Genomic DNA, 25,998 nt, shown 5'->3' on the forward strand with positions numbered 1-25,998 from the left:
CCGCGGTGCTGCTCGAAGTGCGTGATCTGCACGTGGAGTTCCGCACCCGGGACGGTGTGGCGAAGGCCGTCAACGGGGTCAGCTACGGCGTGGACGAGGGGGAGACCCTGGCCGTGCTGGGCGAGTCGGGCTCCGGCAAGTCCGTGACGGCCCAGGCGATCATGGGCATCCTCGACGTCCCGCCCGGGCGGATCACCGGCGGCGAGGTCGTCTTCCAGGGCCGGGACCTGCTGAAGCTCAAGGAGGAGGAGCGCCGGCGGATCCGGGGCGCCGAGATGGCGATGATCTTCCAGGATGCGCTGTCCGCGCTGAACCCCGTGCTCACCGTCGGCGACCAGCTGGGCGAGATGTTCACCGTGCACCGGGGCATGTCCCGCAAGGACGCGCGGGCGAAGGCGATCGAGCTGATGGACCGGGTGCGCATCCCCGCCGCCCGGGAGCGGGTCCGGCAGTACCCGCACCAGTTCTCCGGCGGCATGCGCCAGCGCATCATGATCGCGATGGCGCTGGCCCTGGAGCCGGCCCTGATCATCGCCGACGAGCCGACCACCGCTCTCGACGTCACCGTCCAGGCCCAGGTCATGGAGCTGCTCGCGGAGCTCCAGCGGGAGTACCGGATGGGCCTGATCCTCATCACCCACGACCTCGGGGTGGTCGCCGACGTCGCCGACCGCATCGCGGTGATGTACGCGGGCCGGATCGTGGAGTCGGCGCCTGTGCACGACATCTACAAGGCCCCGGCGCACCCGTACACCCGGGGGCTGCTGGATTCCATCCCGCGCCTGGACGACAAGGGCCGGGAGCTCTACGCCATCAAGGGCCTGCCGCCCAACCTCACCCGCATTCCGCCCGGTTGTCCCTTCCACCCCCGCTGCCCGCTGGCCCGGGACGTCTGCACCACCGACGACCCGCCGCTGTACGAGGTCTCCGGCACGCGCGGGAGCGCCTGCCACTTCTGGAGGGAGTGCCTGGATGGCTGAGCCGATCCTGGAGGTCAGCGGCCTGGTCAAGCACTACCCGCTGACCCGGGGCATCGTCTTCCGCAAGGAGGTCGGCGCCGTGAAGGCGGTCGACGGCGTGGACTTCCACCTGGACCGGGGTGAGACGCTGGGCATCGTGGGGGAGTCCGGCTGCGGCAAGTCGACGGTCGCCAAGATGCTGGTCAACCTGGAGCGGCCGACGGCCGGTTCGATCCGCTACAAGGGCGAGGACATCACCCGGCTGTCCGGCAAGGCGCTCAAGGCGGTGCGCCGCAACATCCAGATGGTGTTCCAGGACCCGTACACCTCGCTCAACCCGCGGATGACGGTGGGCGACATCATCGGGGAGCCGTACGACATCCACCCCGAGGTGGCGCCCAAGGGGGACCGGCGGCGCCGGGTGCAGGACCTGCTGGACGTGGTGGGCCTGAACCCCGAGTACATCAACCGCTATCCGCACCAGTTCTCCGGCGGCCAGCGGCAGCGCATCGGCATCGCGCGGGGCCTCGCGCTGCGCCCCGAGGTGATCGTCGCCGACGAGCCGGTCTCCGCGCTGGACGTCTCGGTGCAGGCGCAGGTCATCAACCTGATGGACCGGCTGCAGAGCGAGTTCGACCTGTCCTACGTCTTCATCGCGCACGACCTGTCGATCGTCCGGCACATCTCCGACCGGGTCGGGGTGATGTACCTGGGCCGGATCGTGGAGACCGGCACGGACACCGAGATCTACGACCATCCCACGCACCCCTACACGCAGGCGCTGCTGTCCGCCGTGCCGGTCCCGGACCCCCGGGCGCGCGAGCACCGGGAGCGAATCGTGCTGACCGGGGATGTGCCGTCGCCGACGAACATCCCGTCCGGCTGCCGGTTCCGCACCCGCTGCTGGAAGGCGCGGGAGCGGTGCGCCCAGGAGGTGCCGCCGCTCGCGGTGCCGGAGTGGCTGGAGGGGGGACCCGCGGCCCACGACTCGGCGTGCCACTTCGCGGAGGAGAAGCACGTGGTGCCGGCGGAGGGGCGGGGCGACGGGCCCGGATGACCGGTGCGCCGGTGGCCGCACGGGCACGGGCCGGGGTGACATGGCGCACCCCGGCCCGTTCACGGCACCCGCACGGCCGTACGCTGACCAGCCTTCCCCGTCCGTATATCGGTACCGCTTCCGTGGAGTTGCCCCGGTGTTAACGCGGCGCGCGGGTGTCCGGGAGGGACAGCGCGCGCCGGAGGAAACCGAGCTGGAGGCGGAGCAGGTTCTCGGCGACCTCCTCCTGCGGCGTCATGTGCGTGACGCCGGACAGCGGCAGCACCTCGTGGGGGCGGCCTGCCGCCAGCAGCGCCGAGGACAGCCGCAGGGAGTGGGCGACGACCACGTTGTCGTCCGCGAGGCCGTGGATGATCATCATGGGCCGGTGCGGTTCGGCCGCGTCGACCAGGCCGGCGTCGTCGATCACCGAGTTGCGGCGGTAGTTCTCCGGCTGCTCGTCCGGGTGCCCGACGTAGCGCTCCTGGTAGTGGGTGTCGTACAGGCGCAGGTCGGTGACGGGCGCGCCGACCACGGCCGCGTGGAACACGTCGGGGCGGCGCAGCGCCGCGAGCGCGGCCAGGTAGCCGCCGAAGGACCAGCCACGGATCGCCACCCGGCCCAGGTCGAGCGGGAAGTCCTCCGCCAGCGCCTGGAGCGCGTCCACCTGGTCCTGGAGGACGACCGCGGCGATGTCGTCCTTGACGGACTTCTCCCAGGCGGGGGAGTGGCCCGGGGTGCCGCGCCCGTCGGCGACGATCACCGCGAAACCCTGGTCGGCGAACCACTGCGAGGTCAGGTGCGGGTTGTGCGCGGCCACCACCCGCTGGCCGTGCGGACCGCCGTAGGGGTCCATGAGCACCGGGAGAGGGGTGTCACCGGCGTAGTCCCGAGGCATAAGCACGGCGCACGGGATGCGGCGTGCGCCCCCCTGTGTCAGCGTCACCCGAGGGGACATACCGGGGTCTTCGGCGTACGAGGGGACAGTCGCCGTCTGTTTCCCGTCACGGAGCACCCGCACGCGGGAACCTGGCCGATCCAGGGTCGCCGAGACGAGCACCGTGACCCCTCCGGAGCGCACCGCGGTGTGCACCCCGGGCTCCTCGGAGACGCGCTCCACGCCCAGTTCGTTCACCCGGTAGACGTGCACCTGGCCGGTCTCCGGATCGGCCGCCTCCGCCCCCGCCGACGCCGAGACCAGCACGTCGTCGTCCGAGACGTCGAGTACCGCACGGATGTGCAGCTGCGGACCGGTGAGCGGTCGTTCCCCTACGGCGAGGCGCCGGGCACCCCCCTCGTCGGCGATCCGGACGAGCTGTCCGGAGGGGCTCCAGCAGGGCACACCGGGGAAAAGTTCCAGCCAATCCGGATCTTCGTCGGCGTGCACCATCCGGGTGGCCCCGGACTCCGGGTCCACGGCCAGGATCAGCTGGCCCCGCTGGTCGCGCGCCTGTACGAGCAGCAGCGGGGCCCCCGCCGCTGACCAGTGCACTCGCGCCAGGTACGGGTAGCGTGCCCGGTCCCAGGAGACCTCCGTGCGCGTCCCCTCGAGGTCGACCACGAACAGCCGGACGTCCGCGTTGGGGGTGCCGGCCGCCGGGTAGCGGACGTGGTGCGGGTCACGCTCCGGGTGGGCGGGGTCGGAGATCCACCACTGCCGCACCGGCGTGTCGTCCACCCGGGCCACCAGCAGCCGGTCCGACTCCGGGGCCCACCAGAAACCGCGCGACCGGCTCATCTCCTCGGCCGCGACGAACTCGGCCAGACCGTAGGTGACGTCCTCCGATTCGGGGGTGGTGAGCGCGCGGTCGCCCGCCCCCTCGGCGGAGATCACCCGCAGGGCGCCCCGGGCGACGTACGCGACATGCCGGCCGTCGGGCGACGGACGGGGGTCGATCACCGGTCCCGGGGTGGGTAGTTCGCGTGCCGTCCCGGCCCGCAGTTCGGCCGTGAAAAGCCGCCCTGACAAGGCGAAAGCCGCCAGCTCGACCGCCGCGTCGGTGGCGTAGCCGACGATGCCGGCGCCCGACTCGCGGCTGCGTTCGCGCCGCGCCCGCTCCGCGGCGGAGAGCTGCTCGGAGGCGCCGCCCAGGAGGGCGCGCGGGTCGGCCGCCACGCGCTCCCCACCCCCCTCCGTGTCGAGCACCCACAGGGCGTTGGCCCGGTCCGTACCGGAACCTGAGCGGAGGAACACGACACGTGAGCCGTCGGGCGCCACGCTGAACGAACGCGGCGCGCCGAGCGTGAAGCGGAGGGTGCGTGCGTGGAGTCGGGGGAAGGAGTCCGTCTCGGTCGTCATGCCCTGACCATATTGGCCATGCGCCCCCTTGTGCGGCCGTGCGCCGATCGATGCGCACGTACGGATAGTTATGATCGTTAGCGCATAGTGGGTAGGAACCTGCTGCCTGCTGTGTGGACGTACTGCCCCCATGTTCCGTGACCCCCGCGCCCCTGGGATCCTTGGAGGTGAGCCGCCGTGGCACTCTCGATTTCGGCGGTGGTGCTGCTGGCGATCATCGTCTTCCTGCTGATCAAGAAGTCGGGTCTGAAAGCAGGACACGCGATCGTGTGCATGCTGCTCGGCTTCTACCTGGCCTCGTCGACGATCGCGCCCACGATCAACGAAGTCACCTCCAACATCGCGGGGATGATCGGCAGCCTCAACTTCTGAGCGCGGCCGACGCCGGCCTCTCGCGTGTTACCCGTCGGTAAGCAATGATGGACGGGCCAGCATTCACGCGCGCAGGGCGGAGCCTACGGTGACGACTTCCGAGGAACAGAGCCAAGGACGCGGCGAGGCGCGGACCACGGTCCACGTCTTCCGTGACGACGCCCTGGGCGACCTGGACGCGGTCGGCCTCGCCGCGGCGATCCGCCGGGGCGAGGTGAGCCCCGCCGAGGTCGCCAAGGACGCCGCGGCCCGGGTCCGGGACGCCGACGCCCGGCTCGACGCCGTCCAGGTGCACCTCGACATCCCGGCCCACGGCGCCCCCGGCGGCGGCGCGTTCGCCGGGGTGCCGACCTTCGTGAAGGACAACACCGACTTCGCGGGCCTGCCCACGGGACACGGCAGCGCCGCGTTCCGGCCCCGGCCCGCCCGGCGGCACGCCGCCTTCACCCGCCAGCTGCTCAGCACCGGCGTCACGGTGCTCGGCAAGACCCGGCTGCCCGAGTTCGGCTTCAGCCCCACCACGGAGTACGAGGAGGGCCCGCCGGTCCGCAATCCCTGGAACACCGGCCACTCGGCGGGCGGCTCCTCCGGCGGCAGCGCCGCCCTGGTCGCCGCCGGTGCGGTGCCGGTCGCGCACGCCAACGACGGCGGGGGCTCCATCCGCATCCCGGCCGCCTGCTGCGGGCTCGTCGGACTCAAGCCCACCCGCGGCCGGACCGTGCCGAACGCGCAAGGGCGTCAGCTGCCCATCGACATCGTGGTCGACGGCGTCGTGAGCCGCACGGTCCGGGACAGCGCCGCGTTCCTCGCCGCGGCGGAACTGCACCACCGGAACGCGAAGTTGCCGTCCGTGGGGCTGGTGGAGGGCCCGGGGAAGCGCCGGCTGCGGGTCGGCCTGCTGGTGGACTCCCCGAACGGCGCCCGCACCGACGAGGACACCCGCGCGGCCGTGACGGAGACGGCGCGGCGGCTCGAACGCCTCGGCCACACGGTGACGCCGGTGGAGCTGGCCATCGACCCGCGCTTCACCGGGGACTTCCTCACCTACTGGGGCATGCTGTCGTTCCTCATCGGCGCCACGGGCCGGACCATGGGCACGGGCTTCGACCGTCACCGCATGGACGGTCTGAGCCGCGGCCTGCGCGAGACGTACGTCCGCAACTGGCGTAACACGCCCGCGGTGGTGCGCCGCCTGAAGCGCACCCGTGAGGCCTACGCGGCGGCGTTCCGGGGCCAGGACGTCATCCTGTCCCCGGTCCTGGCGCACACCACCCCGCCGCTCGGCCACCTCGCCCCGTCCGTCCCGTACGCCACGCTGGTCGAACGGATCCTCGCCTACGTGGCGTTCACCCCGGTCAACAACGTCGTCGGCACCCCGTCGATCTCCCTCCCGGCCGCGTCCACGACACCGGACGGCCTGCCGATCGGCGTGATGTTCTCGGGCCGCCCGGGTGCCGAACGCACCTTGCTGGAGCTGGCGTTCGAACTGGAGGCGGACCGCCCGTTCCCAAGCATCAAGAACGCGTGAGGGGGCGCGGGCGCCGCAGTGAGGTCACGCCGGGCCGTCGGCGCCCGCGGAGGTGAGGAAGTCATTCCAGGCGGCCGGGGTGAAGGTGAGGCGGGGGCCGTCGGTGTCCTTGGAGTCGCGGACGTGGACGGTGGCGGGGGTGGTGGCTATCTCGACGCAGGAGTCACCCTCGCTGCCGCTGCTGTAACTGCTCTTGAACCACACGAGGTCACAGGACGTGCTTCGGATCATGTCTCCCCCAGCAGATCTTCGACGAAGGCGATGGACTCGCGCGGTGTCAGTGCCTGAGCGCGGATGATGCCGTAACGCAGCTCAAGGATACGAAGCTGGCGCAGGTCCGACACCGCTCGCCCACCTGCCATGGCCGGTGACCTCCCGACCGCCGTGCCGTCGGCGAACTTCAACACCTCGATGCCACCGTCCACTCCGGCGTGCTCCTGCCGTTCCGTCGGCATCACCTGGAGCTCGACAGTGGCCAACCGTGCGACGGTCAGCAGGTGCTCCAGCTGCGCGCGCAGCACCTCCCTGCCGCCCAGAGGGCGCCGGAGCGTCCACTCCTCCAGGATGAAGCCGAGTTCGGGGGCGGGGTCGCGCTCGAAGACCGAACGGCGGGCCACACGCGCCGAGACGAAGCGCTCGACTTCCTCCGACGAGTAGGCGGGTCGGCGCATGGACAGCAGGGCCCGCGCGTACTCGGGCGTCTGCAACAGGCCGTGGATGTGAAGCGGGTCGTAAAGCTGAAGCTCCACCGCCCGCGCCTCCATCTGAGCAAGATCCCGCACCTTCTTCGGGTACCGGACCTTCCGCACGTCCTCCTTCATCGCCGCGACGAGGCCGCCCGCGCCCAGGACCTCGTCCGCCGTGTCCAGGTACTCGGGGCGCGGGATCCGCTTCCCGCTCTCGATCTTGTAGACGAGGTCCTCCCCGTACCCGACCGCCAGCGCGAACTCCGGCACCCGGACGCCCGCGGCCTCGCGCCGGAGCTTCAACTGGCGCCCCACGGTGGCCACGACGGCCAGCGCCCACTCGTCGTCCGGGTCCACATCCCAGCCCGGCTCGTCCGCCCCCGCCGTACCGGGACCGACCCGTACCGCCTCACCGTTCACCGACATGCCTGTGCCCCTCCGTGGTGCCGTTGCCTGGTCGCGGACTCTGCGCACGGGCCCGGCCGACAGCCCGGACACCCCCGGACAAGCGGTGGACGGTCACTCTACGCAGCGCCGCGATCACCCATCACGGTACGGCCGTTCGGCCACGCTGAGTCACGTGAACCAGGAAATCGCCCTCAAGGGGACCCGGCCGGATGGCCAAGTGCGGCACGTCAGCCTGCTGTTGTCGTCGACCGCGCGGGGCGCCCGCCTCGCGCGCCTGCTCGCGGTGGACGCGCTGCGGAGCTGGGGCGTCCCGTACGAGACGGCCGGCCAGGTCGTCGCCGAACTGGCCGCCAACGCGGCCACGCACGGACGCGTGCCCGGCCGTAGCTTCCGTCTGACGCTCTACGTGGTCGCCGCCACGCTCCGCATCGAGGTCACCGACACGCGCGGTGACCGTCAGCCCGTGCTGCGGGAGCCGGACGGCGCCGCGGAGTGCGGGCGCGGACTGCTGCTGGTGGACGTGCTCGCCGACCGCTGGGGGGTCGCCGAGGGCCGGCATCCGCGCAAGACCGTCTGGGCGGAGATCGACCTCACACCACCGGAACGCGAACGTTCGCGCTCCGGTCACGGAGTGGGCCACCCGCAGGCGGGGTGTGTTTGACCGGTCGTATGTGAGTGGTCTATTACTTACATCTGTCGCCGAGAGGCGCCAGACGTTGACTGTGCCCCCGCCTCTCCGGACGGGGGCACCGCTCGGTCCAGGTTGTAAGTGGTCAACCGCTTACATGAGAGAAAGTGACCCCACTCATGACCGACACCCCCGAGACCCCCGACCCCACCCGCGCCGCCGCCCGGCAGGTCTTCCTCGACCACCTCGACCTCCTGACCTCCGGGCGGGCGGAGGAGTGGACCGAGCTGTTCACCGAGGACGGGGTGCTGGAGTTCCCGTACGCGCCTCCGGGGTACCCCACCCGGCTCCAGGGCCGGGGCGAGCTGTTCGCGCACATCGCCAACTTCCCCAAGGCGTTCCGCCTGGAGATGAAGGACGTGCGGATCCACGAGACCGTCGACCCGACCCTGGTCATCGCCGAACTCCGGTCCGAAGGCATCGCCCTGGAGACCGGCCGACCGTACAACCAGTCGTACATCTCCGTGGTGGAGACCGTGGACGGGAAGATCAGCCGCTACGTCGACTACTGGAACCCGCTCGTCGCCATGGACTCCCTCGGCGGCTCCGCCGACGACATGATCACGGCCTTCGGCGCCGGCTGATCCCGCCGGACGCTTTGACGCCACTTTCATGAAAGTGGTTGATTGCTTCCATGGAATCCAGGACGCGGCAGCGCTCCACCGCCGACGAGCGCCGGGCCACGGTCATGCGGACGGCCATCAGGACGTTCGCCGCCCGCGGCTACTACGGGACCTCCACGACCGACGTCGCCAAGGCGGCCGGCATCTCGCAGGGGTACCTCTACCGGCTGTTCAAGGACAAGGAGACGCTGTTCGTCGCCCTGGTCGACCACTGCTCGGACCGTCTGCGCGAGGCCGCCGCCACGGCGGCGGCCTCCGTGCGCAGCACCGACCCGCAGGCGGTCATGGACGCGCTGACCACCGCGTACGACGACGTCATCGGCGACCGGGACGTGCTGATGACCCTCATGCACGCCCAGGGCTGCGCGACCGAGCCCGGCATCGGCGAGGCCGTGCGCCGGTGCTACGCCAGACAGGTCGAGTACATCCGCGCCGTCTCCGGCGCTTCCGAGGAGCAGATCCGCCGCTACTTCGCGGACGCCCTCCTCAGCAACGTGCTGGTGGCGATCGACGCCGCCGCCGTCGACGCCCCCTGGGCGCGCACCTTGCGCGGCCGGACGGGTCCGCGGGAAGCGCCCCGCGCCAAATAGGGTGGAGCCCATGACGGAACTGCCCGAGCGGCGTCTGATGCTGGTGCACGCGCACCCGGACGACGAGTCGATCAACAACGGCGCGACCATGGCGCGCTACGCGGCCGAGGGCGCCCACGTGACGCTGGTCACCTGCACCCTCGGCGAGCGCGGCGAGGTCATCCCGCCCGAACTGCGGCACCTCGGCGGCGCCGCCCTCGGCGGACACCGGCTCGGTGAGCTGCGGGAGGCGATGGCGGCGCTCGGCGTCACGGACTTCCGGCTGCTCGGCGGGGCCGGGCGGTACTGCGACTCCGGGATGATGGGGCTGCCCGACAACGACGACCCCGGCTGCTTCTGGCAGGCCGACGTCGACCAGGCGGCCGGGCTGCTCGCCGAGGTGATCCTCGAGGTGCGCCCGCAGGTGCTGGTCACGTACGACGACAACGGCGGCTACGGGCACCCCGACCACATCCAGACCCACCGCGTCGCCATGCGCGCCGTCGAACTGGCCGCGGCGGCCGGGTGGGACGTCCCCAAGGTCTATTGGAACCGCGTGCCCCGCTCCGTGGCCGAGGACGCCTTCGCCCGGCTCGAGCGTGACCTTCCCGACCTGCCCTTCGACAAGGCGGGCGGGGTCCAGGACGTTCCGGGTGTGGTCGACGACGAGCGGGTCACCACGGCCGTCGACGGCACGGCGCACGCCGGCGCCAAGGCCGCCGCGATGCGCGCCCACGCCACCCAGATCACCGTCGCCGACCAGCCGTACTTCGTGTTGTCCAACGAGCTCGCGCAGCCGCTGTTCATCACCGAGTACTACGAGTTGGTGCGCGGCGGGCGGCCCATGGGCCCGGAGGACGACCTGTTCGCCGGCGTCGGCGCGGGGGAGGTGTCATGAGCGGCGACCGCGTGCCCCTGATGGCGCAGCCGCTGCGTCCGCCCTCCGCGGGACGGGCCGCCACCCTGCTCGGGCTGCTGGTGCTGGGCGCCGTGGTGGGCATCGCCGGGGCGCTGGTCCAGCCCGCGTGGTTCCCGGGCGGACTGCTGCTGGCCCTGGCCGGTGAGGCCGGCCTGGTGCTCGGCGCGTCCCGGGCGACGCGTGGCCGGTCCGGCGGGGTGGCGGTCGCCGCCGGCTGGATGATCATGGTCATCCTGCTCACGGTCAGCCGTCCGGAAGGCGACTTCGTGTTCGCCGCGGGAAGCGGCTCCTACCTCTTCCTGCTCGGTGGCATCGCCGTGGCTGTGATCTGCGCCACCTTCGGTGCCGGGAGGCAACCGGACGGCGGCTCCGCCCGACTTCGCAAGTGACGTACCACTTCGCCGAGCCAAGGGCGTGATGGTCCGGTGTGGGTTTCCCCGGCGGTACTGGGATACGGGCCGGATATGGCCAGTAAGGTGGTGCGCGCCGCCGAGCCTCCCTCGAACCCTCGGCCTCGCCCGAGCTGGGAGGACCCCCACCGTGAGGTCGTGACGGGCGGCGGAGCCAACCGGGAGAACCTGCCTTGAGTCGTGAAACTGACACTCCGTCCTCCGGGCCCAACGGGCACGGCGGAGCCGCCTACCCGTCGGGCACACCGCCCTACGGGATCCCGGCGATTCCGGACGAGGGCACGGACGCGGGCCGTTCGGCCGCGCGGCCGGAGGAACGTAAGACCGAGACCACGCTGACGACCCGGATCCGGATCAACATCCCCGGGTCACGGCCGATTCCGCCGGTCGTCGTGCGCAAGCCCGTCACGGACGCGGACGGCAGGAAAGCCGCCGCCGACGCCGAGGCCGCCGCCGAGCCGGCTCCCGCCGCACCCTCCGCCGACCCGGTCGAGCCCCCCGCGCGGCCCGAGGCCGCCGAAAGGCCCGCCACCGAGGAGAAGCCGGCCAGCGACTGGTTCGCGCCCCGCAAGTCCTCGGCGGGCAAGCCCGGTCAGGCCACGGGACCGGCCAACGGCGCGACAGCTCCGGGCACTTCCGGCGCCCCCACCCCATCCCTCTCCGGCCCGCCGCAGACCCCGTCCGCACCGAACGGCGCGGGCCCGGCGGCCGGCGGCGCCGCGCCGGGCGGTCCCGGCGCGCGACCCGGTGGCCCGCGGCCCGGCGGCGTGGTCGGCTCCATGGGCGCCCCGGGCGCCCACCGTCCCGGCGGCGGGAAGGCGGCCGGGCCCACCGGCGGTCCCGTGGCTCCCGGTCACGGTGGCGGCACCGGCTCCTTCGACGTGACCGAGGCGCTGGCCGGCGCCCCCGGCGGCAACGGCGCCCGTCCGGACGCGAACCGTGGCGGCGAACCGCGCCGCGACGACCTCCCGTACTTCGCGGACGACACCGACGGCGGCAACCGGCGCGGCCCCGCGGCGCGGCCCGGCGGCGTGCCCGGCCCCGGCCGTCCCGGCGGCCCGCAGGCCCCCTCCGGCCCCACCGGCGGCCCGGTCACCGGCGACGGTCCGATGACCCCGCCGGGCGCCGCACGCGGCGCGGGCGCCCCCGGTGGTGGCGCGCCCTTCGCGGAGGAGCGCACCGGCCCCGGCGGCGGACTGAGCGACGACACCGCGATCCTCACCCCGCAGAAGCTCGCCGACCCCGGCGCCGCCGGCTACGGGCCCCGCCACGACAACGTCTCGGGGCAGACCGTCACCAGCGGCATCCCGGTGATCCCGCCGAGCGCGTCCTTCGACGCGCCCGGCATGGGCCCGAACGCCCCGGGCCCGCACACCCCGCCGAAGCTGCCCGACCCCGTGAGCCCGCCCCCGGCGAGCTCCTCCAAGGCGCCGAAGAAGAAGGGGCGCAGCAAGCTCGTCCTGCTCGCCACCGGCGTGGTCCTGGTAGCCGGCGTCGCCTACGGCGCGGGCCTGCTGATGAACCGTTCCGACGTGCCGAAGGGCACAACGGTGCTCGGCATCGAGATCGGCGGCGGCACCCGCGACGAGGCGGTGAAGAAGCTGGACGGCGCGCTCGACGGCCGACTGAACAAGCCGCTGAAGCTGTCCGTCGACGGCAAGACCTTCGCACTCCAGCCGGACAACGCCGGTCTGCAGGTCGACATCGACGCCACCGTCGGCAAGGCCGCCACCAGCGACTACAACCCGGTCAACGTCATCGGCTCGCTGTTCGGCCAGTCGCGCGTGGTCGAGCCGGAGATCCCCGTCGACCACGAGAAGCTCCAGGCCGCCCTGGAGAACGCGGCCGGAGGCGCCGGCACGGTCAAGGAGGGCTCGATCACGTTCGAGTCCGGCAAGGCCGTCCCGGTGTACCCGCAGGCCGGCAAGGGCATCGACGCCGCCAAGGCGGCCGACGTGGTCGCCGCCGCGTACCGCACGCAGGTGGAGACCGGCACTGCCAACGCGGTGAACGTGCCCACGACGTCCCAGCAGCCGAAGGTCACCAAGGCCGAGGTCGACCGGATGATGAAGGAGTTCGCCGAGCCCGCGATGTCGGACCGGGTCACCGTGCAGACCGACCCGGCGCACTCGGTGCCGATGAGCCCCGAGAAGTCGCTGTGGAAGTTCCTGCGCGTCGAGGCGGTCAACGGCAAGCTGGTCGACAAGCCCGACCTGAAGGCCCTGGAGGAGCTGTACGGCCAGGCGTTCGACGGTGTGCTCATCACCCGGGGCAACGGCAAGAAGACCGCCGTCACCCCGCAGGACGTCTACGGCGCCCTGCGCCAGGCGCTGATCAGCACGTCCGACCGCACCGCCGTCATCGAGACGAACCCGAGCTGACGCACGACGGAAGCGGCGCCGCACGGAGCATCCGTGCGGCGCCGACCCCTTTCGTCCGGCGTACCGCGGCAGGGCGGCCGTGCACGGGCACGTCCGGGCCGTGCGGCATGACATCTGTCATCCCGGGGTCACGACCGCCGGCACTGCCGGGCGTCAGCCCCCGGCGGCCACGATGGGCGCATGACGACGACAGAATCGGTCGTGTTCGACCGGGTGATCAAGAGGTACGGCGACGTCCGGGCCGTGGACGACGTGACCCTCACCCTGCGCGCCGGGGAGACCGTGGCGCTCCTCGGCCCGAACGGCGCCGGCAAGTCCACCGCCCTCGACCTGTTGCTCGGCCTCAAGCGCCCCGACAGCGGCACGGTCACCGTCTGCGGCACCGGCCCGCGCGAGGCGATCGTCGCGGGACGCGTCGGGGCCATGCTGCAGAGCGGCGGGCTGATGGGCGAGGTCACCGTCGCCGAACTGGTGGGACTCGCCTGCGGACTCCACCCCAGGCCGCACCCCGTCCCCGACGTCCTCGCCCGCGCCGGACTCACCGGTATCGCCGGCCGCAGGGCCGACAAGCTGTCCGGCGGCCAGGCCCAGCGGCTCCGCTTCGCCCTGGCCACCGCCGGTGACAGCGACCTGATCGTCCTGGACGAGCCCACCACCGGCATGGACGTCACCGCCCGCCGGGCCTTCTGGGCCACCATGCGCGACCAGGCCGACCAGGGGCGCACGGTCCTGTTCGCCACGCACTACCTGGAGGAGGCCGACGCGATCGCCGACCGCGTGCTGGTTCTGCACCGGGGCCGGCTGCTGGCCGACGGCACCGCCGGCGAGATCAAGGCGAGCGCCGGGGTACGGCGCGTCTCCTTCGACCTGGCCGGCGGCACACCCGACCAGGCCGCGCTGCGCCGGCTGCCCGCGGTCACGGCCGTCGACGTGTCGCCCGGCGGCACGGTCCGGCTGCGCTCCTCGGACGCCGACGCCACCGTCCACGCCCTCTACGGCCTGGGCCTCCGCCCCCGCAACCTCGAAGTCGCCGGGCTCGGGCTCGAGCAGGCCTTCGTCACCCTCACCGAGACCGAGGAGGCCGTCGCGCCATGAGTGGACTGATCCGGCTCGAACTCGTCCGCGTCCTGCGCAACCGCAAGTTCCTGTTCTTCTCGGTGCTCTACCCCAGCGTGCTGTTCCTGCTGATCGCGAGCACCGCCGACGCCACCGCCACGCTCGACGACAGCGGCCTGACCCTGCCCGCCTACCTGATGGTCTCCATGGCGTCCTTCGGCGCCCTGACGGCCGTGCTGATGGGCAACAGCGAACGCATCGCCCGGGAACGCGAGAACGGCTGGGTGCGGCAGCTGCGGCTCACGCCCCTGCCCGGCCGGGGCTACGTGCTGGCCAAGACCGCGAGCGCCGCCGTGGCCGCCCTGCCGTCGATCGTCGTCGTCTTCGTCGTCGCCGCCGCGGTGAAGGATGTACGGCTGGACGCCTGGCAGTGGCTCGCGCTCACCGGGACGATCTGGGCGGGCGGCATGGTCTTCGCCGCCCTCGGCGTGGCCATCGGGTACGCGGCCACCGGGGACGCCGTACGGCCCGTCACGATGATCGTGTACTTCGGGCTGTCCCTGCTCGGCGGCCTGTGGATGCCCACCACCACCTTCCCCCGGTGGCTCCAGGACATCGCCGGCTGGCTGCCCACCCACGCGTACGCCGCCCTCGGCCGGGCGACGGAACAGGGTCACGCGCCGGAGGTACGGGACGTCGCCGTCCTGCTGGTCTTCTTCGTCCTCTTCACCGGAGGCGCGGCCTGGCTGTACCGGAAGGACACCTCGTGGGCATGAGCGGCATCGGCTTCGGACAACGTCCCCAGACCGTCAGGCAGAGGGCCGTCAAGGTGCTGTGGACGGCCATCTGGCTGGTGTTCCTGAGCGCGCCGGTGACGGACCTGCTGCGCGGCGGACACCCCGCGGGCGTGCGCGTCCTCGGCTGGCTCGGACTCGCCGTCTTCGTCACCTGGTACATGCTGCTGATCTTCCGCACCGGCCGCGGCGACCGCACGGCGCTCATCCTCGGCTCCGTCGCGGTGCTCGCGGCCCAGTCCGCCGTGCTCTCCCTCTCCCTCGGCCGCGAGTGGCTGGTCCTGTTCGTGTACGTCGCCATCGCGTCCGGCGCGGCCCTGCCCACGCGCCTGTCCCGCTGGACCATCCCCGCCGCCTGTGCGCTGATGACGACGCTCGCGTTCGCCGAGCCGGACGGCGTGGACCTGCTGTGGGGACTGCTCCTCCCGGCGCTGCTCGGCGGCTTCGCCATGACGGGCGTACGGGAGATGATCCGCACCACGATCGCGTTGCGCGAGGCCCGCGCCACCGTCGCCCACCTCGCCGCCAACGAGGAGCGGCTGCGGCTCGCCCGGGACCTGCACGACCTGCTCGGCCACTCGCTGTCCGTGATCACCCTCAAGAGCGAGCTGGCGGGCCGCATGCTCCCCGGCCACCCGGAGGAGGCGGCCCGGCAGGTCGCCGACATCGAGCAGGTCAGCCGGCAGGCACTGGTCGACGTCCGGGAGGCCGTCACCGGCTACCGGCGGCTGCGCCTGGCCGGTGAACTGGCCGGGGCGCGGCTGGCGTTGCGGGCCGCCGGAGTCGTCCCCGACCTGCCCGACGAGACCGGCTCCGGCGACGTACCCGAGGACGCCGAGTCCGCCCTCGCCTGGGCCCTGCGCGAGGCCGTCACCAACGTCGTCCGGCACAGCGGCGCCCGGCGCTGCACGGTCGGTCTGGTCCGCCGTCAGACGCTGGAGGGGGCGGTGCTGGAACTGTCCGTGGAGGACAACGGCTCGGGAAGCCCCGGCGCCTCGTACGCCCCCGGCAACGGCCTGCGGGGCCTGGGTGAGAGGCTGGGCACCGTGGGCGGAACACTGGAGGCCGGGCCCGTCCGGCACGGATTCCGGCTGGTCGCCCGCGTCCCCGTGGAGAGGACCGCCGACCCGGCGCCGGGAGTGGGAGCCGCATGATCAAGGTCCTGCTGGCCGAGGACCAGGCGATGGTCCGCGAGGCCCTGGCCGCGCTGCTCGGCCTTGAGCCGGACATCGAGGTCGTGGCCCAGGTGGCGCGCGGCGACGAGGTCCTCGCGGCGGCCCGCGCCCACGACGTGGACGTGGCGCTCCTCGACATCGAGATGCCGGGCGCGACCGGTATCGAGGCGGCGGTCCTGCTGCACCGCGAACTCCCGGCGCTGAAACTGGTCGTCCTGACCACCTTCGGGCGGCCCGGCTATCTGCGCGGCGCCATGGAGTCGGGCGCCGACGCCTTCCTCGTCAAGGACGCCCCGGCGGCACAGCTCGCCGACGCCCTGCGCCGGGTGCTGGCGGGGGAGAGGGTCATCGACCCGGTTCTGGCCGCGGCGGCGCTCGCCGAGGGGGCCAACCCCCTCACCGACCGTGAACGCGAGGTCCTGCGCGCCGCCGCCGACGGCTCCACCAACGCGGACCTCGCCACCGCCCTCCACCTCTCCCCGGGCACGGTCCGCAACTACCTCTCCACCGCCATCCAGAAACTGGCGGCCCGCAACAGGGCGGAGGCGGTCCGCATCGCCCGCGACAAGGGATGGCTGTAGCGGACGCCGGCCGGGCCTTGGAGGACGGGGCGGGCGGGCAGGTGCAGTGGTCGGGTCCGGGCTCGTGGCGGCGCTGCGGTGTGGGCCGCCCCGGCCGGTGGGCCGGGGGCGCCGGCGTCAGTTGAGGAGGGCGCGGGCGGCGTGGGCCTCGCTGCGGACGCGGGCGGCTGCCGGTGGGTCCACCGCGGCGACGACCTCCGCGTACGCCTCCAGTTCCGCCGCGCCCGCCGTGAACTCGCCGCGCTGCACGAGAAGCTGCGCCCGCTCGTAGCGCAGGCGGGCGGGCCGGGACGGGAGGAGCAGGGAGAGGTCCAGGGCCCACAGCGCCACGTCGGTCCGCTCGGGACGGGTCGCCGCCCAGGCCCGTACGTTGTTCAGGATTCGCGCGACCACGTCCAGCGTCCCCGCCGGCGTCAGCATGGACGCCTCCAGAGGACCCCCGGTGACACCGGCGACCAGCAGCTCCGCGTCCGCCCCGGTGAGCACCCGGCCCCCGTCGAACGGGTCGGCCAGCACCTGTCCGGCCTCCGGCCCCCCGGGGTCCCCGAAGCCGACGACGAAGTGCCCGGGCAGCGCCACGCCGTAGACGGGCGCGCCCGCCCGCCGTGCCACCTCGATCCAGACCACCGACAGCAGGATCGGCAGCCCGCGCCGCCGCCGCAGAACCGTGTGCAGCAGCGAGGACTCCAGCCGCCGGTAGTCGTCCGGGACGCCGTGGAAGCCGTACCGCTCACCCAGCAGGTCCCGCAGTGCCAGCGCCCACGCACGCGGCGAACCGGGCCGGTGCGGCAGCTCGCCGGCCAGCCGGTCCAGCTCGATCTCCACCGCGTCCATGCCCGCCTCGTCGAGCGTGCCGTCGCCCTCCGCGCCCACCAGCAGGCAGAGCGCGGACAGGCCGGGCCGCTCGCTGCGGGCCTCCTCGGCGAACCGCCGGCGCAGTTCGGCGGAGCGTCCGGGCGGTGGGGGCCAGGGGGAGCGCATATCCGGTTCGTGCCCGCTCACAGCGCTCCGTCACCTGCCGGAGCCGACGATTCCGAGGAAGACGTCCGCGGCTCGCGGTAGTGGTGGTAGGCGTGGTGCGGGGCGAAGCCCATACGGCCGTACAGCGACCGCGCGCCCTCGTTGTCCACCTCGACCTGGAGCCAGGCCGCCGACGCGCCCTCCTCCAGCGCACGGCGGGCCAGCGCCGCCATCACGGCCGTGGCCAGCCCCCGCCGCCGCTGCGCCGGATCCACCTCGACCGCCGCGAACCCGGCCCACCGGCCGTCCACGACGCACCGTCCGATGGCGGCCGGAGCCGCCGCGCCCGGATCGCCCGGCACCGTCGCGAACCACACGGACGGCTCACCCGGGCCCCCGGCCGGCGCCCCCGGGGAGCCCCCGACCAGCACCCGCAGGGCCACCTCGCTCACGCCCTTGCGCTGGTACCGGGACAGCCACGCCTCGTCCGCCTCACGCGACAGCGGCACCTCGGACGACGGGTCACCCAGGTCCGCGACCGGGGCGAGCGCCCCCGTCCACAGCTCGGCGGTCACCTCACGGACCCACCCGCGCCGCTCCAGCTCCGCGCACAGCGGCTCCTGCGTGCCCTCGGCGCCCGTCGCGGTCTGGACGTACGCCGGCAGCCCGCGGGCCGCGTACCAGCGGCGTACGGCCGCCAGCGCGTCGTCGAGAGGCATCCCGGGGTCGCCGAGCGGCAGCGCGGAGTTGGCCCGCCGGGTGAAGCCACCCGCGGCCCGCAGTTCCCATCCGCCGAGCCGCTCGCTCTCCACCGGCCGCCAGCCCCGCGCGGCGATCCGGGCCAGCTCCTCGTAGGACGCGGCGGGACCGCGCCGACGCGCCGGGGCGGCCGGCACGACCTTGCCCGCGACCAGCGCGGACTCGGCGACGCGGACGCTTTCCCCGCTCTTCCTTGTGATCCGCAACACGCCGTTGTCCCATGATGTGAGAACGCCGACCGTGTCGCCGAACCTCTCACCCGAAGGACCATGTTCGATCAAGCTCCGTACGGAGACCCGTTTCCCCACGTCAGCAGTGGTGATACGGACCTCGAGGCGCCCGGCGGCTGAGATTTCCACAGGTCAGTTCACCCCTCCTGTTCGGATCATGCTCCGGAACGGAGATACTAGGGGCGGGCATCGACGACGCCGCGCTCCCGCGCGCCAGGCGGCGGAGCCTGAGGAGGCCCGCCAGCGCCCTATCGAGGAGGAACGACAGCGTGACCTACGTCATCGCGCAGCCTTGTGTCGACGTCAAGGACAAGGCGTGCATCGAGGAGTGCCCGGTCGACTGCATCTACGAGGGCCAGCGGTCCTTGTACATCCACCCGGACGAATGCGTCGACTGCGGCGCCTGTGAACCGGTCTGCCCGGTCGAGGCGATCTTCTACGAGGACGACACTCCGGAGGAGTGGAAGGACTACTACAAGGCGAACGTCGAGTTCTTCGACGAGCTCGGCTCCCCCGGCGGCGCCAGCAAGCTCGGTCTGATCGAGCGGGACCACCCGTTCATCGCCGCGCTGCCGCCGCAGGCGTAGCCGTCCCGCATCGGCCCCGCACCGACGCGTCGCCCTCGGTCCCGTACGGCCCCGTCCGCCGTACGGGACCGAGGCGTCTCCCGAACCAGAAAGTGAGCCCCCGCCCGTGTCCGCAGTCTCCGACCGGCTGCCCGCCTTCCCCTGGGACAAGCTGGAGCCGTACAAGAGGACGGCCGCCGCGCACCCCGACGGCATCGTCGACCTCTCGGTCGGCACGCCCGTCGACCCGGTGCCCGAGCACATCCAGAAGGCGCTGATCGCGGCGGCGGACTCGCCGGGCTATCCCACGGTGTGGGGCACCCCGGAACTGCGGGACGCGATCACCCGCTGGGTGGAACACCGGCTGGGCGCCCGCGAGGTGACCCACCGGCACGTGCTGCCGGTCGTCGGCTCCAAGGAGCTCGTCGCCTGGCTCCCCACCCAGCTGGGCCTCGGCCCCGGCGACCAGGTCGCCTACCCGCGCCTGGCCTACCCGACGTACGAGGTCGGCGCCCGTCTGGCCCGCGCGGAGTACGTGGCGTACGACGACCCGACCGAGCTGGACCCCTCGCGGCTGAAGCTGCTGTGGCTCAACTCGCCGTCCAACCCGACGGGCCGGGTGCTGCCCAAGGCGGAGCTGGCGAGGATTGTCGCCTGGGCCCGCGAGCACGGCGTCCTGGTCTTCTCCGACGAGTGCTACCTCGAGCTGGGCTGGGAGGCCGACCCGGTCTCGGTGCTCCACCCGGACGTCAACGGCGGCTCCTACGACGGCGTCGTCGCCGTCCACTCGCTCTCCAAGCGGTCCAACCTGGCCGGGTACCGCGCCGCGTTCCTGGCCGGCGACCCGGCGGTGCTCGGCCCGCTGCTGGAGATCCGCAAGCACGGCGGCATGATGACGCCGGCCCCGACCCAGGCGGCCGTGGTGGCGGCCCTCGGCGACGACGAGCACGTCCGCGTCCAGCGCGAGCGGTACGCGGCCCGCCGCACGGCCCTGCGCGAGGCACTGCTCGCCCACGGCTTCCGGATCGAGCACAGCGAGGCCAGCCTCTACCTGTGGGCCACACGCGACGAGTCCTGCTGGGACACCGTCGCCCACCTCGCCGACCGCGGCATCCTGGTCGCCCCCGGCGACTTCTACGGCCCGGCCGGCGACCGCTTCGTCCGCGTCGCCCTGACCGCGACGGACGAACGAATCCGGTCGGCGGTCACCCGCCTGGCCCCCTGACACCCCGCGTCGTCCGCCGACGCGGCGGCGCATGGCGACGGGGCCCGGGGAGTCTCCCCGGGCCCCGTCGTCTTCGCTGGGGCGCCCCTTGGCGGTGGGGTCAGCCGATGGGCAGGCCCTTCACCGGCAGCTTCTTCGCCGCGCCGCCCTTCGCGAGGGAGTCGGTCGGCAGTTCCTTCACCACCGGCACGGCCTTCTTCACGGTCGTGCCCGCGGCCGGCGCCACGTCGGTCGCGTCGGGCGCGGCCTTGTCGACGCCCTTCGTCACGTTGTCCACGGTCTTGCCCGGCGCACCGTCCAGGGCGTTCAGCCCGAGGTTCGGGGCGGCCGGCAGCGACGGCGCCGCGCTCGCGGAACCGGCGGCACCGACCCCGGCGGCCGCTCCCGCAGCGACGATCAGCGCGGCACGGGCGATCCGACGGGTCAGGGGGAGGGACATGGTGCTCCTTCGACGGCAGAGAACGATGAGGTCCGGCCGCCCGGTGACGACCCACTGGCTGTCGACCGCCTGTCGCCGGGCTCGGACGCAGTGACTACCGCGCGACCGCCCCGGAAGTTGCGCAGGCGCCGGGCAAAGAGTCGGCAATGCGGCGCATTGTCGGCCGCTTTCCACGCCTGCGGGTGATCTCCCGCACTCCTGCGCGGGGGCACGTCCGCACACCTGCGCGGGCCGCCGCGCACTTCCGCGGAGCCCGCCCGGTGCTAGTCGCCGGTGGTGATCCGGACCGCGTCCGCGCCGCCGTCCGCGCCCGCGGCCCCTTTGCCGTCCAGCGGACGCCACTGGCTGTCCGTGTGCCCGGCGACCCACTCCCGCCCGGCGTACGACACGCTCCGTATGTGCAGCTCGGAGGCGTTGGCCACGGCCCAGTGGGCCAGCTGCCACCCCCGCTCACCGGCGTCCCGCCGGTCGCCGGAGACGGCGGTGACGGGGAGCGTCACGGTCCGCCCGCCGGAGCCGTCACCCCCCGCATCCGCGGACGGGGAGGTCGCCGAGGCGGAGAGCCGCCCCTCGGCGCCGTCGTCCACCTCGGCGCCGGCCGGCTCCAGCACGTCCCGTCCGAAGTCCCGGGCCAGGGCGGCCCGTACCGCGTCCGCGCCCCCCGCCCGGGTGGCCGCCGGCCGGCCCTCGCAGGTCAGCGTCGCCCCGGAGCGCCCGGTGAGGGCGGCCGCCAGCAGCGTCGCGTCCGGCTCGTGCTTGGCGTACGCCTGCGGGAAGCCGCTGCGCTGCACCTTCTGCGCGGCGACGGTCAGCGGCAGCCGCGTGTAGCCCGGCACCTTCTCCAGGTGCTCGTAGAACTTCTCCGACGCGTACGCCGGGTCCATGATCTGCTTCGGCGTGCCCCAGCCCTGCGAGGGACGCTGCTGGAACAGCCCCAGCGAGTCACGGTCCCCGTAGTCGATGTTGCGCAGCGCCGACTCCTGGAGCGCGGTCGCCAGCGCGATCGTCACGGCCCGCTCGGGCAGGTCGCGCGCGGTGCCCACGGCGCTGATCGTCGCCGCGTTCACCGCCTGCTCGGGTGTGAACTCGTACGTCGCCCCGTCGCCCTTGCCGGACACGACCTTGCAGCCCGGGCCGCCGGTGCCTCCGGTGACGTACTGCGCCACGACGTATCCGGCGACCGCTGACAGCACCGCGAAGGCCGCGCCGCAGCGGAGCAGACGGCCACGGCGCTTGCGCTTGAGAGAGGGGGACGGCTCTGGCACGCGTACAAGGTACTGGAGAGTACGTTCGCGTGTGAGCCCCGTGCGGACAGTGGGCCGAAGCCCGTCCGCGCTAGGGTCGACGGCATGGCCGACACCCCGCTTGACCTCACGCTGGACGCCGCACGCCTGACCGCGCAGCTCGTCGACTTCCCCTCCGAGAGCGGCACGGAGAAGCCGCTCGCGGACGCCGTCGAGGCGGCCCTGCGCACCCTGCCGCACCTCTCGGTCGACCGGCACGGCAACAACGTGGTGGCCCGCACCCGGCTGGGCCGCGCGGAGCGGGTGATCCTCGCCGGCCACATCGACACGGTCCCGATCGCGGACAACGTCCCCTCGCGTCTCGACGAGGACGGCGTCCTGTGGGGGTGCGGCACCTGCGACATGAAGGCGGGCGTGGCCGTCCAGCTGCGCATCGCGGCCACCGTCCCCGAGCCCAACCGCGACCTCACCTTCGTCTTCTACGACAACGAGGAGGTCGCCGCCGACCTCAACGGCCTGAAGCACGTCGCCGAGGCGCACCCCGACTGGCTGGAGGGGGACTTCGCGGTGCTGCTGGAGCCCTCCGACGGCCAGGTCGAGGGCGGCTGCCAGGGGACCCTGCGGGTGCTGCTGAAGACCTCCGGCGAGCGCGCCCACTCCGCGCGCGGCTGGATGGGCTCCAACGCCGTCCACGCCGCCGCCCCGATCCTCGCCCGCCTGGCCTCCTACGAGCCCCGGTGGCCGGTCATCGACGGCCTGGAGTACCGCGAGGGCCTCAACGCGGTCGGCATCTCCGGAGGCGTCGCCGGCAACGTCATCCCCGACGAGTGCGTCGTCACGGTGAACTTCCGCTACGCCCCCGACCGCACCGAGGAGGAGGCCGTGGCGCACGTCCGGGAGGTCTTCGCGGACTGCGGCGTCACCGAGTTCGTCGTCGACGACCACAGCGGCGCGGCCCTGCCCGGCCTGTCCCACCCGGCCGCCGCTGCCTTCATCAAGGCGGTGGGCGGCACCCCGCAGCCCAAGTACGGCTGGACCGACGTCTCCCGCTTCTCCGCGCTGGGCGTACCCGCCGTGAACTACGGCCCCGGCAACCCCCACCTGGCCCACAAGCGGGACGAGCGCGTCGACACCGCCAAGATCCTCGCGGGCGAGGAGCGGCTGCGGGCCTGGCTGACCGCCTGACACCCGCACGGACGGCGTCGCGTTTGGAACGCTCTCCCGTGGACATGCTGACGTCCCCCGCACGTAACCCGCGTAGATCTACGCTGAGGCGGTACGACCTGGCAATCGGAGGGAGCGCACATGGCTACGGGCAACCCCGAGGGGAAGCGGCAGCCGCCGGAGGAGAAGCGACTGGGGCCGGTCCTCCGCCGGCGCGGTCAGGTGCAGTCCAGCACCACCGACCAACGCCTGCTCGACGAGCGCGCGCCCACCGACTGGGTGCACACCGACCCCTGGCGGGTGCTGCGCATCCAGTCGGAGTTCATCGAGGGCTTCGGCACCCTGGCCGAGCTTCCGCCCGCGATCAGCGTCTTCGGCTCGGCCCGCACCCCCGCCGACTCGCCCGAGTACGAGGCCGGGGTCCGGCTCGGCCGGGGCCTGGTCGAAGCGGGGTTCGCGGTGATCACCGGCGGCGGCCCGGGCGCCATGGAGGCGGCCAACAAGGGCGCCCTGGAGGCCGACGGCCTCTCGGTCGGCCTGGGCATCGAGCTGCCCTTCGAGCAGGGCCTGAACCGCTACGTCGACATCGGCCTGAACTTCCGGTACTTCTTCGTCCGGAAGATGATGTTCGTCAAGTACGCGCAGGGCTTCGTGGTCCTGCCCGGCGGCCTCGGCACGCTCGACGAGCTCTTCGAGGCCCTGACCCTGGTGCAGACCCAGAAGGTCACGCAGTTCCCCATCGTGCTGTTCGGCACGGAGTACTGGGGCGGCCTCGTCGACTGGCTCCGCAAGACGGTGATCGCCCAGGGCAAGGCGGCCGAGAAGGACCTGCTCCTGTTCCACGTCACGGACGACGTGGACGAGGCGGTCGCCCTGGTCTCGAAGGAAGCGGGCCGCTAGCGGCCCCGGGACCCCTACGGGGCGGCCGGGGCAACGACCCCGCCGCCCCCGCAGCGGCCCCCCGGGCCGCCTACGCCAGACCCCGCCGCGCCACCGCCGGCTCCCGGTCCCCGGCGATGGACGACACCATGTCCAGCACCTGCCGCGTCTCGGCGACCTCGTGCACCCGGTACACCTGGGCGCCGAGCCACGCCGACACCGCCGTCGTCGCGAGCGTCCCCACCACCCGCTCCTTCACCGGGCGGTCCAGCGTCTCGCCGACGAAGTCCTTGTTGGACAGCGACACCAGCACCGGCCACCCGGTGGCCACCATCTCGCCCAGCCGCCGGGTCGCCTCCAGGCTGTGCCGGGTGTTCTTCCCGAAGTCGTGCCCCGGATCGATCATCACCGACTCCCGCGGCACCCCCAGGGACACCGCCCGCTCGGCCAGCCCCACGGTCACGTCGAGGATGTCCGCCATGATGTCGTCGTACGTCACCCGGTGCGGCCGGGTCCGCGGCTCCGCGCCGCCCGCGTGGGTGCACACCAGCCCCGCGCCGTACCGCGCGGCGACCTCCGCCAGACGCGGATCGACCCCGCCCCACGCGTCGTTCAGCACGTCCGCGCCGGCCTCGCAGACCGCCTCGCCGACCTCGTGCCGCCAGGTGTCCACGCTGATCACCACGTCCGGGAAGCGACGGCGCACCTCGGCGACGAAACCGACGGTCCGCCGCACCTCCTCCTCGGCCGTGACCTCCTCGCCCGGCCCGGCCTTCACCCCGCCGATGTCGATGATCGCGGCGCCCTCGGCCACCGCCTGCTCCACGCGCGCGAGCGCCGGCTCGTCGCGGAAGGTGGCGCCCTGGTCGTAGAAGGAGTCCGGGGTCCGGTTCACGATCGCCATGATCACCCGCTCGTGCGGTGCGAATTCCCGCCTGCCCAGCCTGAGCATCCCCTTGAGACCTCTCCTCGTCCTGCCGTGCGGGCCGCCTCCGTCCGCCCGGCGGTCCCGACTGTCAGACTCGCATGGCACGATCGGAGCCACACATCCGACTCCGACTCATCCGACCGTGGGGGCCCCGGCGATGGTTATGTTCCTGTTCCTGGTCGTCGCGCTGGCCGTCGTGGTGGCCGCGGTGACCCTGGCCGTGGTGGGCGGCGGCGACAGCGCCCCGCTGCCCGAGGCGGCACCGGAGCGCCTCCAGGACTCCCTGCCGCCGGACCGCCCGGTCAACCGCGCGGACATCGACAGCCTGCGCTTCCCGCTCGCCGCCCGCGGCTACCGCATGGCGGACGTGGACGACGCCCTCGGCCGCCTCGGCGCGGAGCTCGCCGAGCGGGACGCCCGGATCGCCGACCTGGAGTCCGCGCTGGCGGGCGCCCGTGCCGCCGCGGCGCACGTCGCGATGGACAAGGCCGCCCCGCACCCGGAGGACGATCAGCGGTGAGCGATGCCGCGAGCGAGGTGCCGGTCGGCCCGGACGGCCTTCCGCGCTGCCCCTGGGCGCTGTCCGCCCCGGACTACCTGGCGTACCACGACGAGGAGTGGGGCCGCCCGGTCCACGGCGACGACGCCCTCTTCGAGCGCCTCAGCCTGGAGGCCTTCCAGTCGGGGCTGTCGTGGATCACCATCCTGCGCCGCCGCCCCGGCTTCCGTGCCGCCTTCGCCGGGTTCCGGATCGCCGAGGTCGCCGAGTTCACCGACGCGGACCGCGAGCGGCTGCTGGCCGACACCGGCATCATCCGCAACCGCGCGAAGATCGACGCCACGCTGGCCAACGCGCGCGAGCTGGCCGGCTGGGCGCCCGGCGAGCTGGACGCCCTGATCTGGTCCCACGCCCCCGACCCGGCCGGCCGCCCGGTGCCGGACACCCTCGCCGACGTCCCCGCGGTGACCCCGGAGTCCACGGCCCTGTCCAAGGCCCTCAAGAAACACGGCCTGCGCTTCGTGGGCCCCACCACGGCATACGCCCTGATGCAGGCCTGCGGCCTCGTCAACGACCACCTGAAAACCTGCACAGCAAGAACCTGACCGACGCGAGAAGCAC

Annotated in this window: 28 protein-coding genes; 20 read left to right on the forward strand and 8 right to left on the reverse strand. The window is 73.2% G+C overall.

The window, feature by feature from the left end:
- The first annotated feature begins 5 nt into the window (after positions 1-5).
- Positions 6-980, forward strand: a complete 975-nt coding sequence (locus F3L20_RS05085; protein ID WP_145827194.1) for an ABC transporter ATP-binding protein — start codon at positions 6-8, stop codon at positions 978-980.
- Positions 973-2,016: an ABC transporter ATP-binding protein gene (locus F3L20_RS05090; RefSeq protein WP_150152582.1), complete on the forward strand. Its 1,044-nt coding sequence runs from the start codon at positions 973-975 to the stop codon at positions 2,014-2,016. Before F3L20_RS05085 ends, F3L20_RS05090 begins: the two co-directional genes overlap by 8 nt.
- 139 nt (positions 2,017-2,155) lie before the next feature.
- Here F3L20_RS05090 and F3L20_RS05095 read toward each other — a convergent pair whose 3' ends face one another.
- Entirely contained in the window at positions 2,156-4,294 is a 2,139-nt protein-coding gene (locus F3L20_RS05095; RefSeq protein ID WP_150152584.1) for a S9 family peptidase, read from the reverse strand.
- A 177-nt stretch (positions 4,295-4,471) separates the two neighbouring features.
- On the opposite strand from F3L20_RS05095, the gene F3L20_RS05100 reads away from it, so the two are divergent.
- Both F3L20_RS05100 and F3L20_RS05105 read left to right on the forward strand, forming a co-directional pair.
- Complete coding sequence (locus F3L20_RS05100) at positions 4,472-4,666, forward strand: hypothetical protein (RefSeq protein WP_006132006.1); 195 nt, start codon at positions 4,472-4,474, stop codon at positions 4,664-4,666.
- Positions 4,667-4,754: 88 nt separating this feature from the next.
- Positions 4,755-6,194, forward strand: coding sequence for an amidase (locus F3L20_RS05105; protein ID WP_150152586.1), 1,440 nt, complete (start codon positions 4,755-4,757; stop codon positions 6,192-6,194).
- Between the two features lie 24 nt (positions 6,195-6,218).
- Here F3L20_RS05105 and F3L20_RS05110 read toward each other — a convergent pair whose 3' ends face one another.
- Together F3L20_RS05110 and F3L20_RS05115 are read right to left on the reverse strand one after the other, a co-directional pair.
- Entirely contained in the window at positions 6,219-6,425 is a 207-nt protein-coding gene (locus tag F3L20_RS05110) for a DUF397 domain-containing protein (RefSeq protein WP_150152588.1), read from the reverse strand.
- Positions 6,422-7,306 carry a helix-turn-helix domain-containing protein gene (locus F3L20_RS05115; protein WP_150152590.1) on the reverse strand — a complete coding sequence of 295 codons (885 nt, stop codon included), beginning with the start codon at positions 7,304-7,306 and terminating at the stop codon, positions 6,422-6,424. Before F3L20_RS05115 ends, F3L20_RS05110 begins: the two co-directional genes overlap by 4 nt.
- A gap of 154 nt (positions 7,307-7,460) precedes the next feature.
- On the opposite strand from F3L20_RS05115, the gene F3L20_RS05120 reads away from it, so the two are divergent.
- The 10 genes from F3L20_RS05120 to F3L20_RS05170 all read left to right on the forward strand — a co-directional run bounded on the left by F3L20_RS05120 (position 7,461) and on the right by F3L20_RS05170 (position 16,484).
- On the forward strand, positions 7,461-7,949 hold the full coding sequence (locus F3L20_RS05120; protein ID WP_382685047.1) for an ATP-binding protein: 489 nt from the start codon (positions 7,461-7,463) through the stop codon (positions 7,947-7,949).
- A gap of 146 nt (positions 7,950-8,095) precedes the next feature.
- Positions 8,096-8,560, forward strand: a complete 465-nt coding sequence (locus F3L20_RS05125; RefSeq protein ID WP_150152592.1) for a nuclear transport factor 2 family protein — start codon at positions 8,096-8,098, stop codon at positions 8,558-8,560.
- A 50-nt stretch (positions 8,561-8,610) separates the two neighbouring features.
- Complete coding sequence (locus F3L20_RS05130) at positions 8,611-9,189, forward strand: TetR/AcrR family transcriptional regulator (RefSeq protein ID WP_150152594.1); 579 nt, start codon at positions 8,611-8,613, stop codon at positions 9,187-9,189.
- Between the two features lie 10 nt (positions 9,190-9,199).
- Entirely contained in the window at positions 9,200-10,066 is an 867-nt protein-coding gene (gene mshB, locus F3L20_RS05135; RefSeq protein ID WP_150152596.1) for an N-acetyl-1-D-myo-inositol-2-amino-2-deoxy-alpha-D-glucopyranoside deacetylase, read from the forward strand.
- Positions 10,063-10,476 (forward strand): DUF6113 family protein, encoded by a 414-nt coding sequence (locus F3L20_RS05140; protein ID WP_150152598.1) that lies wholly within the window; start codon positions 10,063-10,065, stop codon positions 10,474-10,476. The genes mshB and F3L20_RS05140 overlap by 4 nt, the downstream gene beginning before the upstream one ends.
- A gap of 194 nt (positions 10,477-10,670) precedes the next feature.
- Positions 10,671-12,878 (forward strand): hypothetical protein, encoded by a 2,208-nt coding sequence (locus tag F3L20_RS33905; protein WP_167534420.1) that lies wholly within the window; start codon positions 10,671-10,673, stop codon positions 12,876-12,878.
- 180 nt (positions 12,879-13,058) lie between these two features.
- Positions 13,059-13,973: an ABC transporter ATP-binding protein gene (locus tag F3L20_RS05155; protein WP_150152604.1), complete on the forward strand. Its 915-nt coding sequence runs from the start codon at positions 13,059-13,061 to the stop codon at positions 13,971-13,973.
- Complete coding sequence (locus F3L20_RS05160; RefSeq protein WP_150152606.1) at positions 13,970-14,710, forward strand: ABC transporter permease; 741 nt, start codon at positions 13,970-13,972, stop codon at positions 14,708-14,710. The genes F3L20_RS05155 and F3L20_RS05160 overlap by 4 nt, the downstream gene beginning before the upstream one ends.
- The gene (locus F3L20_RS05165; protein WP_150152608.1) at positions 14,707-15,882 is read left to right on the forward strand and encodes a sensor histidine kinase; all 1,176 of its coding nucleotides are present in this window, start codon (positions 14,707-14,709) and stop codon (positions 15,880-15,882) included. The genes F3L20_RS05160 and F3L20_RS05165 overlap by 4 nt, the downstream gene beginning before the upstream one ends.
- Complete coding sequence (locus F3L20_RS05170; RefSeq protein ID WP_150152610.1) at positions 15,879-16,484, forward strand: response regulator transcription factor; 606 nt, start codon at positions 15,879-15,881, stop codon at positions 16,482-16,484. The genes F3L20_RS05165 and F3L20_RS05170 overlap by 4 nt, the downstream gene beginning before the upstream one ends.
- 117 nt (positions 16,485-16,601) lie before the next feature.
- On the opposite strand, the gene F3L20_RS05175 is transcribed toward F3L20_RS05170, so the two are convergent.
- Together F3L20_RS05175 and F3L20_RS05180 are read right to left on the reverse strand one after the other, a co-directional pair.
- The gene (locus F3L20_RS05175; RefSeq protein ID WP_145827206.1) at positions 16,602-17,465 is read right to left on the reverse strand and encodes a transglutaminase-like domain-containing protein; all 864 of its coding nucleotides are present in this window, start codon (positions 17,463-17,465) and stop codon (positions 16,602-16,604) included.
- Between the two features lie 17 nt (positions 17,466-17,482).
- Positions 17,483-18,562 carry a GNAT family N-acetyltransferase gene (locus F3L20_RS05180; RefSeq protein WP_150152612.1) on the reverse strand — a complete coding sequence of 360 codons (1,080 nt, stop codon included), beginning with the start codon at positions 18,560-18,562 and terminating at the stop codon, positions 17,483-17,485.
- Between the two features lie 140 nt (positions 18,563-18,702).
- Here F3L20_RS05180 and fdxA point away from each other — a divergent pair, with 140 nt between their 5' ends.
- Together fdxA and F3L20_RS05190 are read left to right on the forward strand one after the other, a co-directional pair.
- Positions 18,703-19,020, forward strand: coding sequence for a ferredoxin (fdxA, locus tag F3L20_RS05185; protein WP_004926152.1), 318 nt, complete (start codon positions 18,703-18,705; stop codon positions 19,018-19,020).
- 106 nt (positions 19,021-19,126) lie between these two features.
- Complete coding sequence (locus F3L20_RS05190) at positions 19,127-20,224, forward strand: bifunctional succinyldiaminopimelate transaminase/glutamate-prephenate aminotransferase (protein ID WP_150152614.1); 1,098 nt, start codon at positions 19,127-19,129, stop codon at positions 20,222-20,224.
- A 100-nt stretch (positions 20,225-20,324) separates the two neighbouring features.
- Here F3L20_RS05190 and F3L20_RS05195 read toward each other — a convergent pair whose 3' ends face one another.
- Complete coding sequence (locus F3L20_RS05195) at positions 20,325-20,663, reverse strand: ATP-binding protein (protein WP_150152616.1); 339 nt, start codon at positions 20,661-20,663, stop codon at positions 20,325-20,327.
- A 263-nt stretch (positions 20,664-20,926) separates the two neighbouring features.
- Positions 20,927-21,928 (reverse strand): heavy metal transporter, encoded by a 1,002-nt coding sequence (locus tag F3L20_RS05200; RefSeq protein ID WP_240810843.1) that lies wholly within the window; start codon positions 21,926-21,928, stop codon positions 20,927-20,929.
- An 84-nt stretch (positions 21,929-22,012) separates the two neighbouring features.
- Here F3L20_RS05200 and dapE point away from each other — a divergent pair, with 84 nt between their 5' ends.
- Positions 22,013-23,092 carry a succinyl-diaminopimelate desuccinylase gene (gene dapE / locus F3L20_RS05205; RefSeq protein WP_150152618.1) on the forward strand — a complete coding sequence of 360 codons (1,080 nt, stop codon included), beginning with the start codon at positions 22,013-22,015 and terminating at the stop codon, positions 23,090-23,092.
- A 120-nt stretch (positions 23,093-23,212) separates the two neighbouring features.
- Complete coding sequence (locus tag F3L20_RS05210) at positions 23,213-23,971, forward strand: TIGR00730 family Rossman fold protein (protein ID WP_145827211.1); 759 nt, start codon at positions 23,213-23,215, stop codon at positions 23,969-23,971.
- Between the two features lie 70 nt (positions 23,972-24,041).
- Here the strand turns inward: F3L20_RS05210 and folP are convergent, their stop codons facing one another.
- Complete coding sequence (gene folP, locus F3L20_RS05215; RefSeq protein WP_024884330.1) at positions 24,042-24,902, reverse strand: dihydropteroate synthase; 861 nt, start codon at positions 24,900-24,902, stop codon at positions 24,042-24,044.
- A gap of 133 nt (positions 24,903-25,035) precedes the next feature.
- Between folP and F3L20_RS05220 the strand changes: the two genes are divergently transcribed.
- Positions 25,036-25,398 (forward strand): DivIVA domain-containing protein, encoded by a 363-nt coding sequence (locus F3L20_RS05220; protein ID WP_145827213.1) that lies wholly within the window; start codon positions 25,036-25,038, stop codon positions 25,396-25,398.
- Positions 25,395-25,982: a DNA-3-methyladenine glycosylase I gene (locus F3L20_RS05225; protein ID WP_024884332.1), complete on the forward strand. Its 588-nt coding sequence runs from the start codon at positions 25,395-25,397 to the stop codon at positions 25,980-25,982. Before F3L20_RS05220 ends, F3L20_RS05225 begins: the two co-directional genes overlap by 4 nt.
- Positions 25,983-25,998: the final 16 nt, after the last annotated feature.

Source organism: Streptomyces tendae, from assembly GCF_008632955.1.
Lineage (GTDB): Bacteria > Actinomycetota > Actinomycetes > Streptomycetales > Streptomycetaceae > Streptomyces.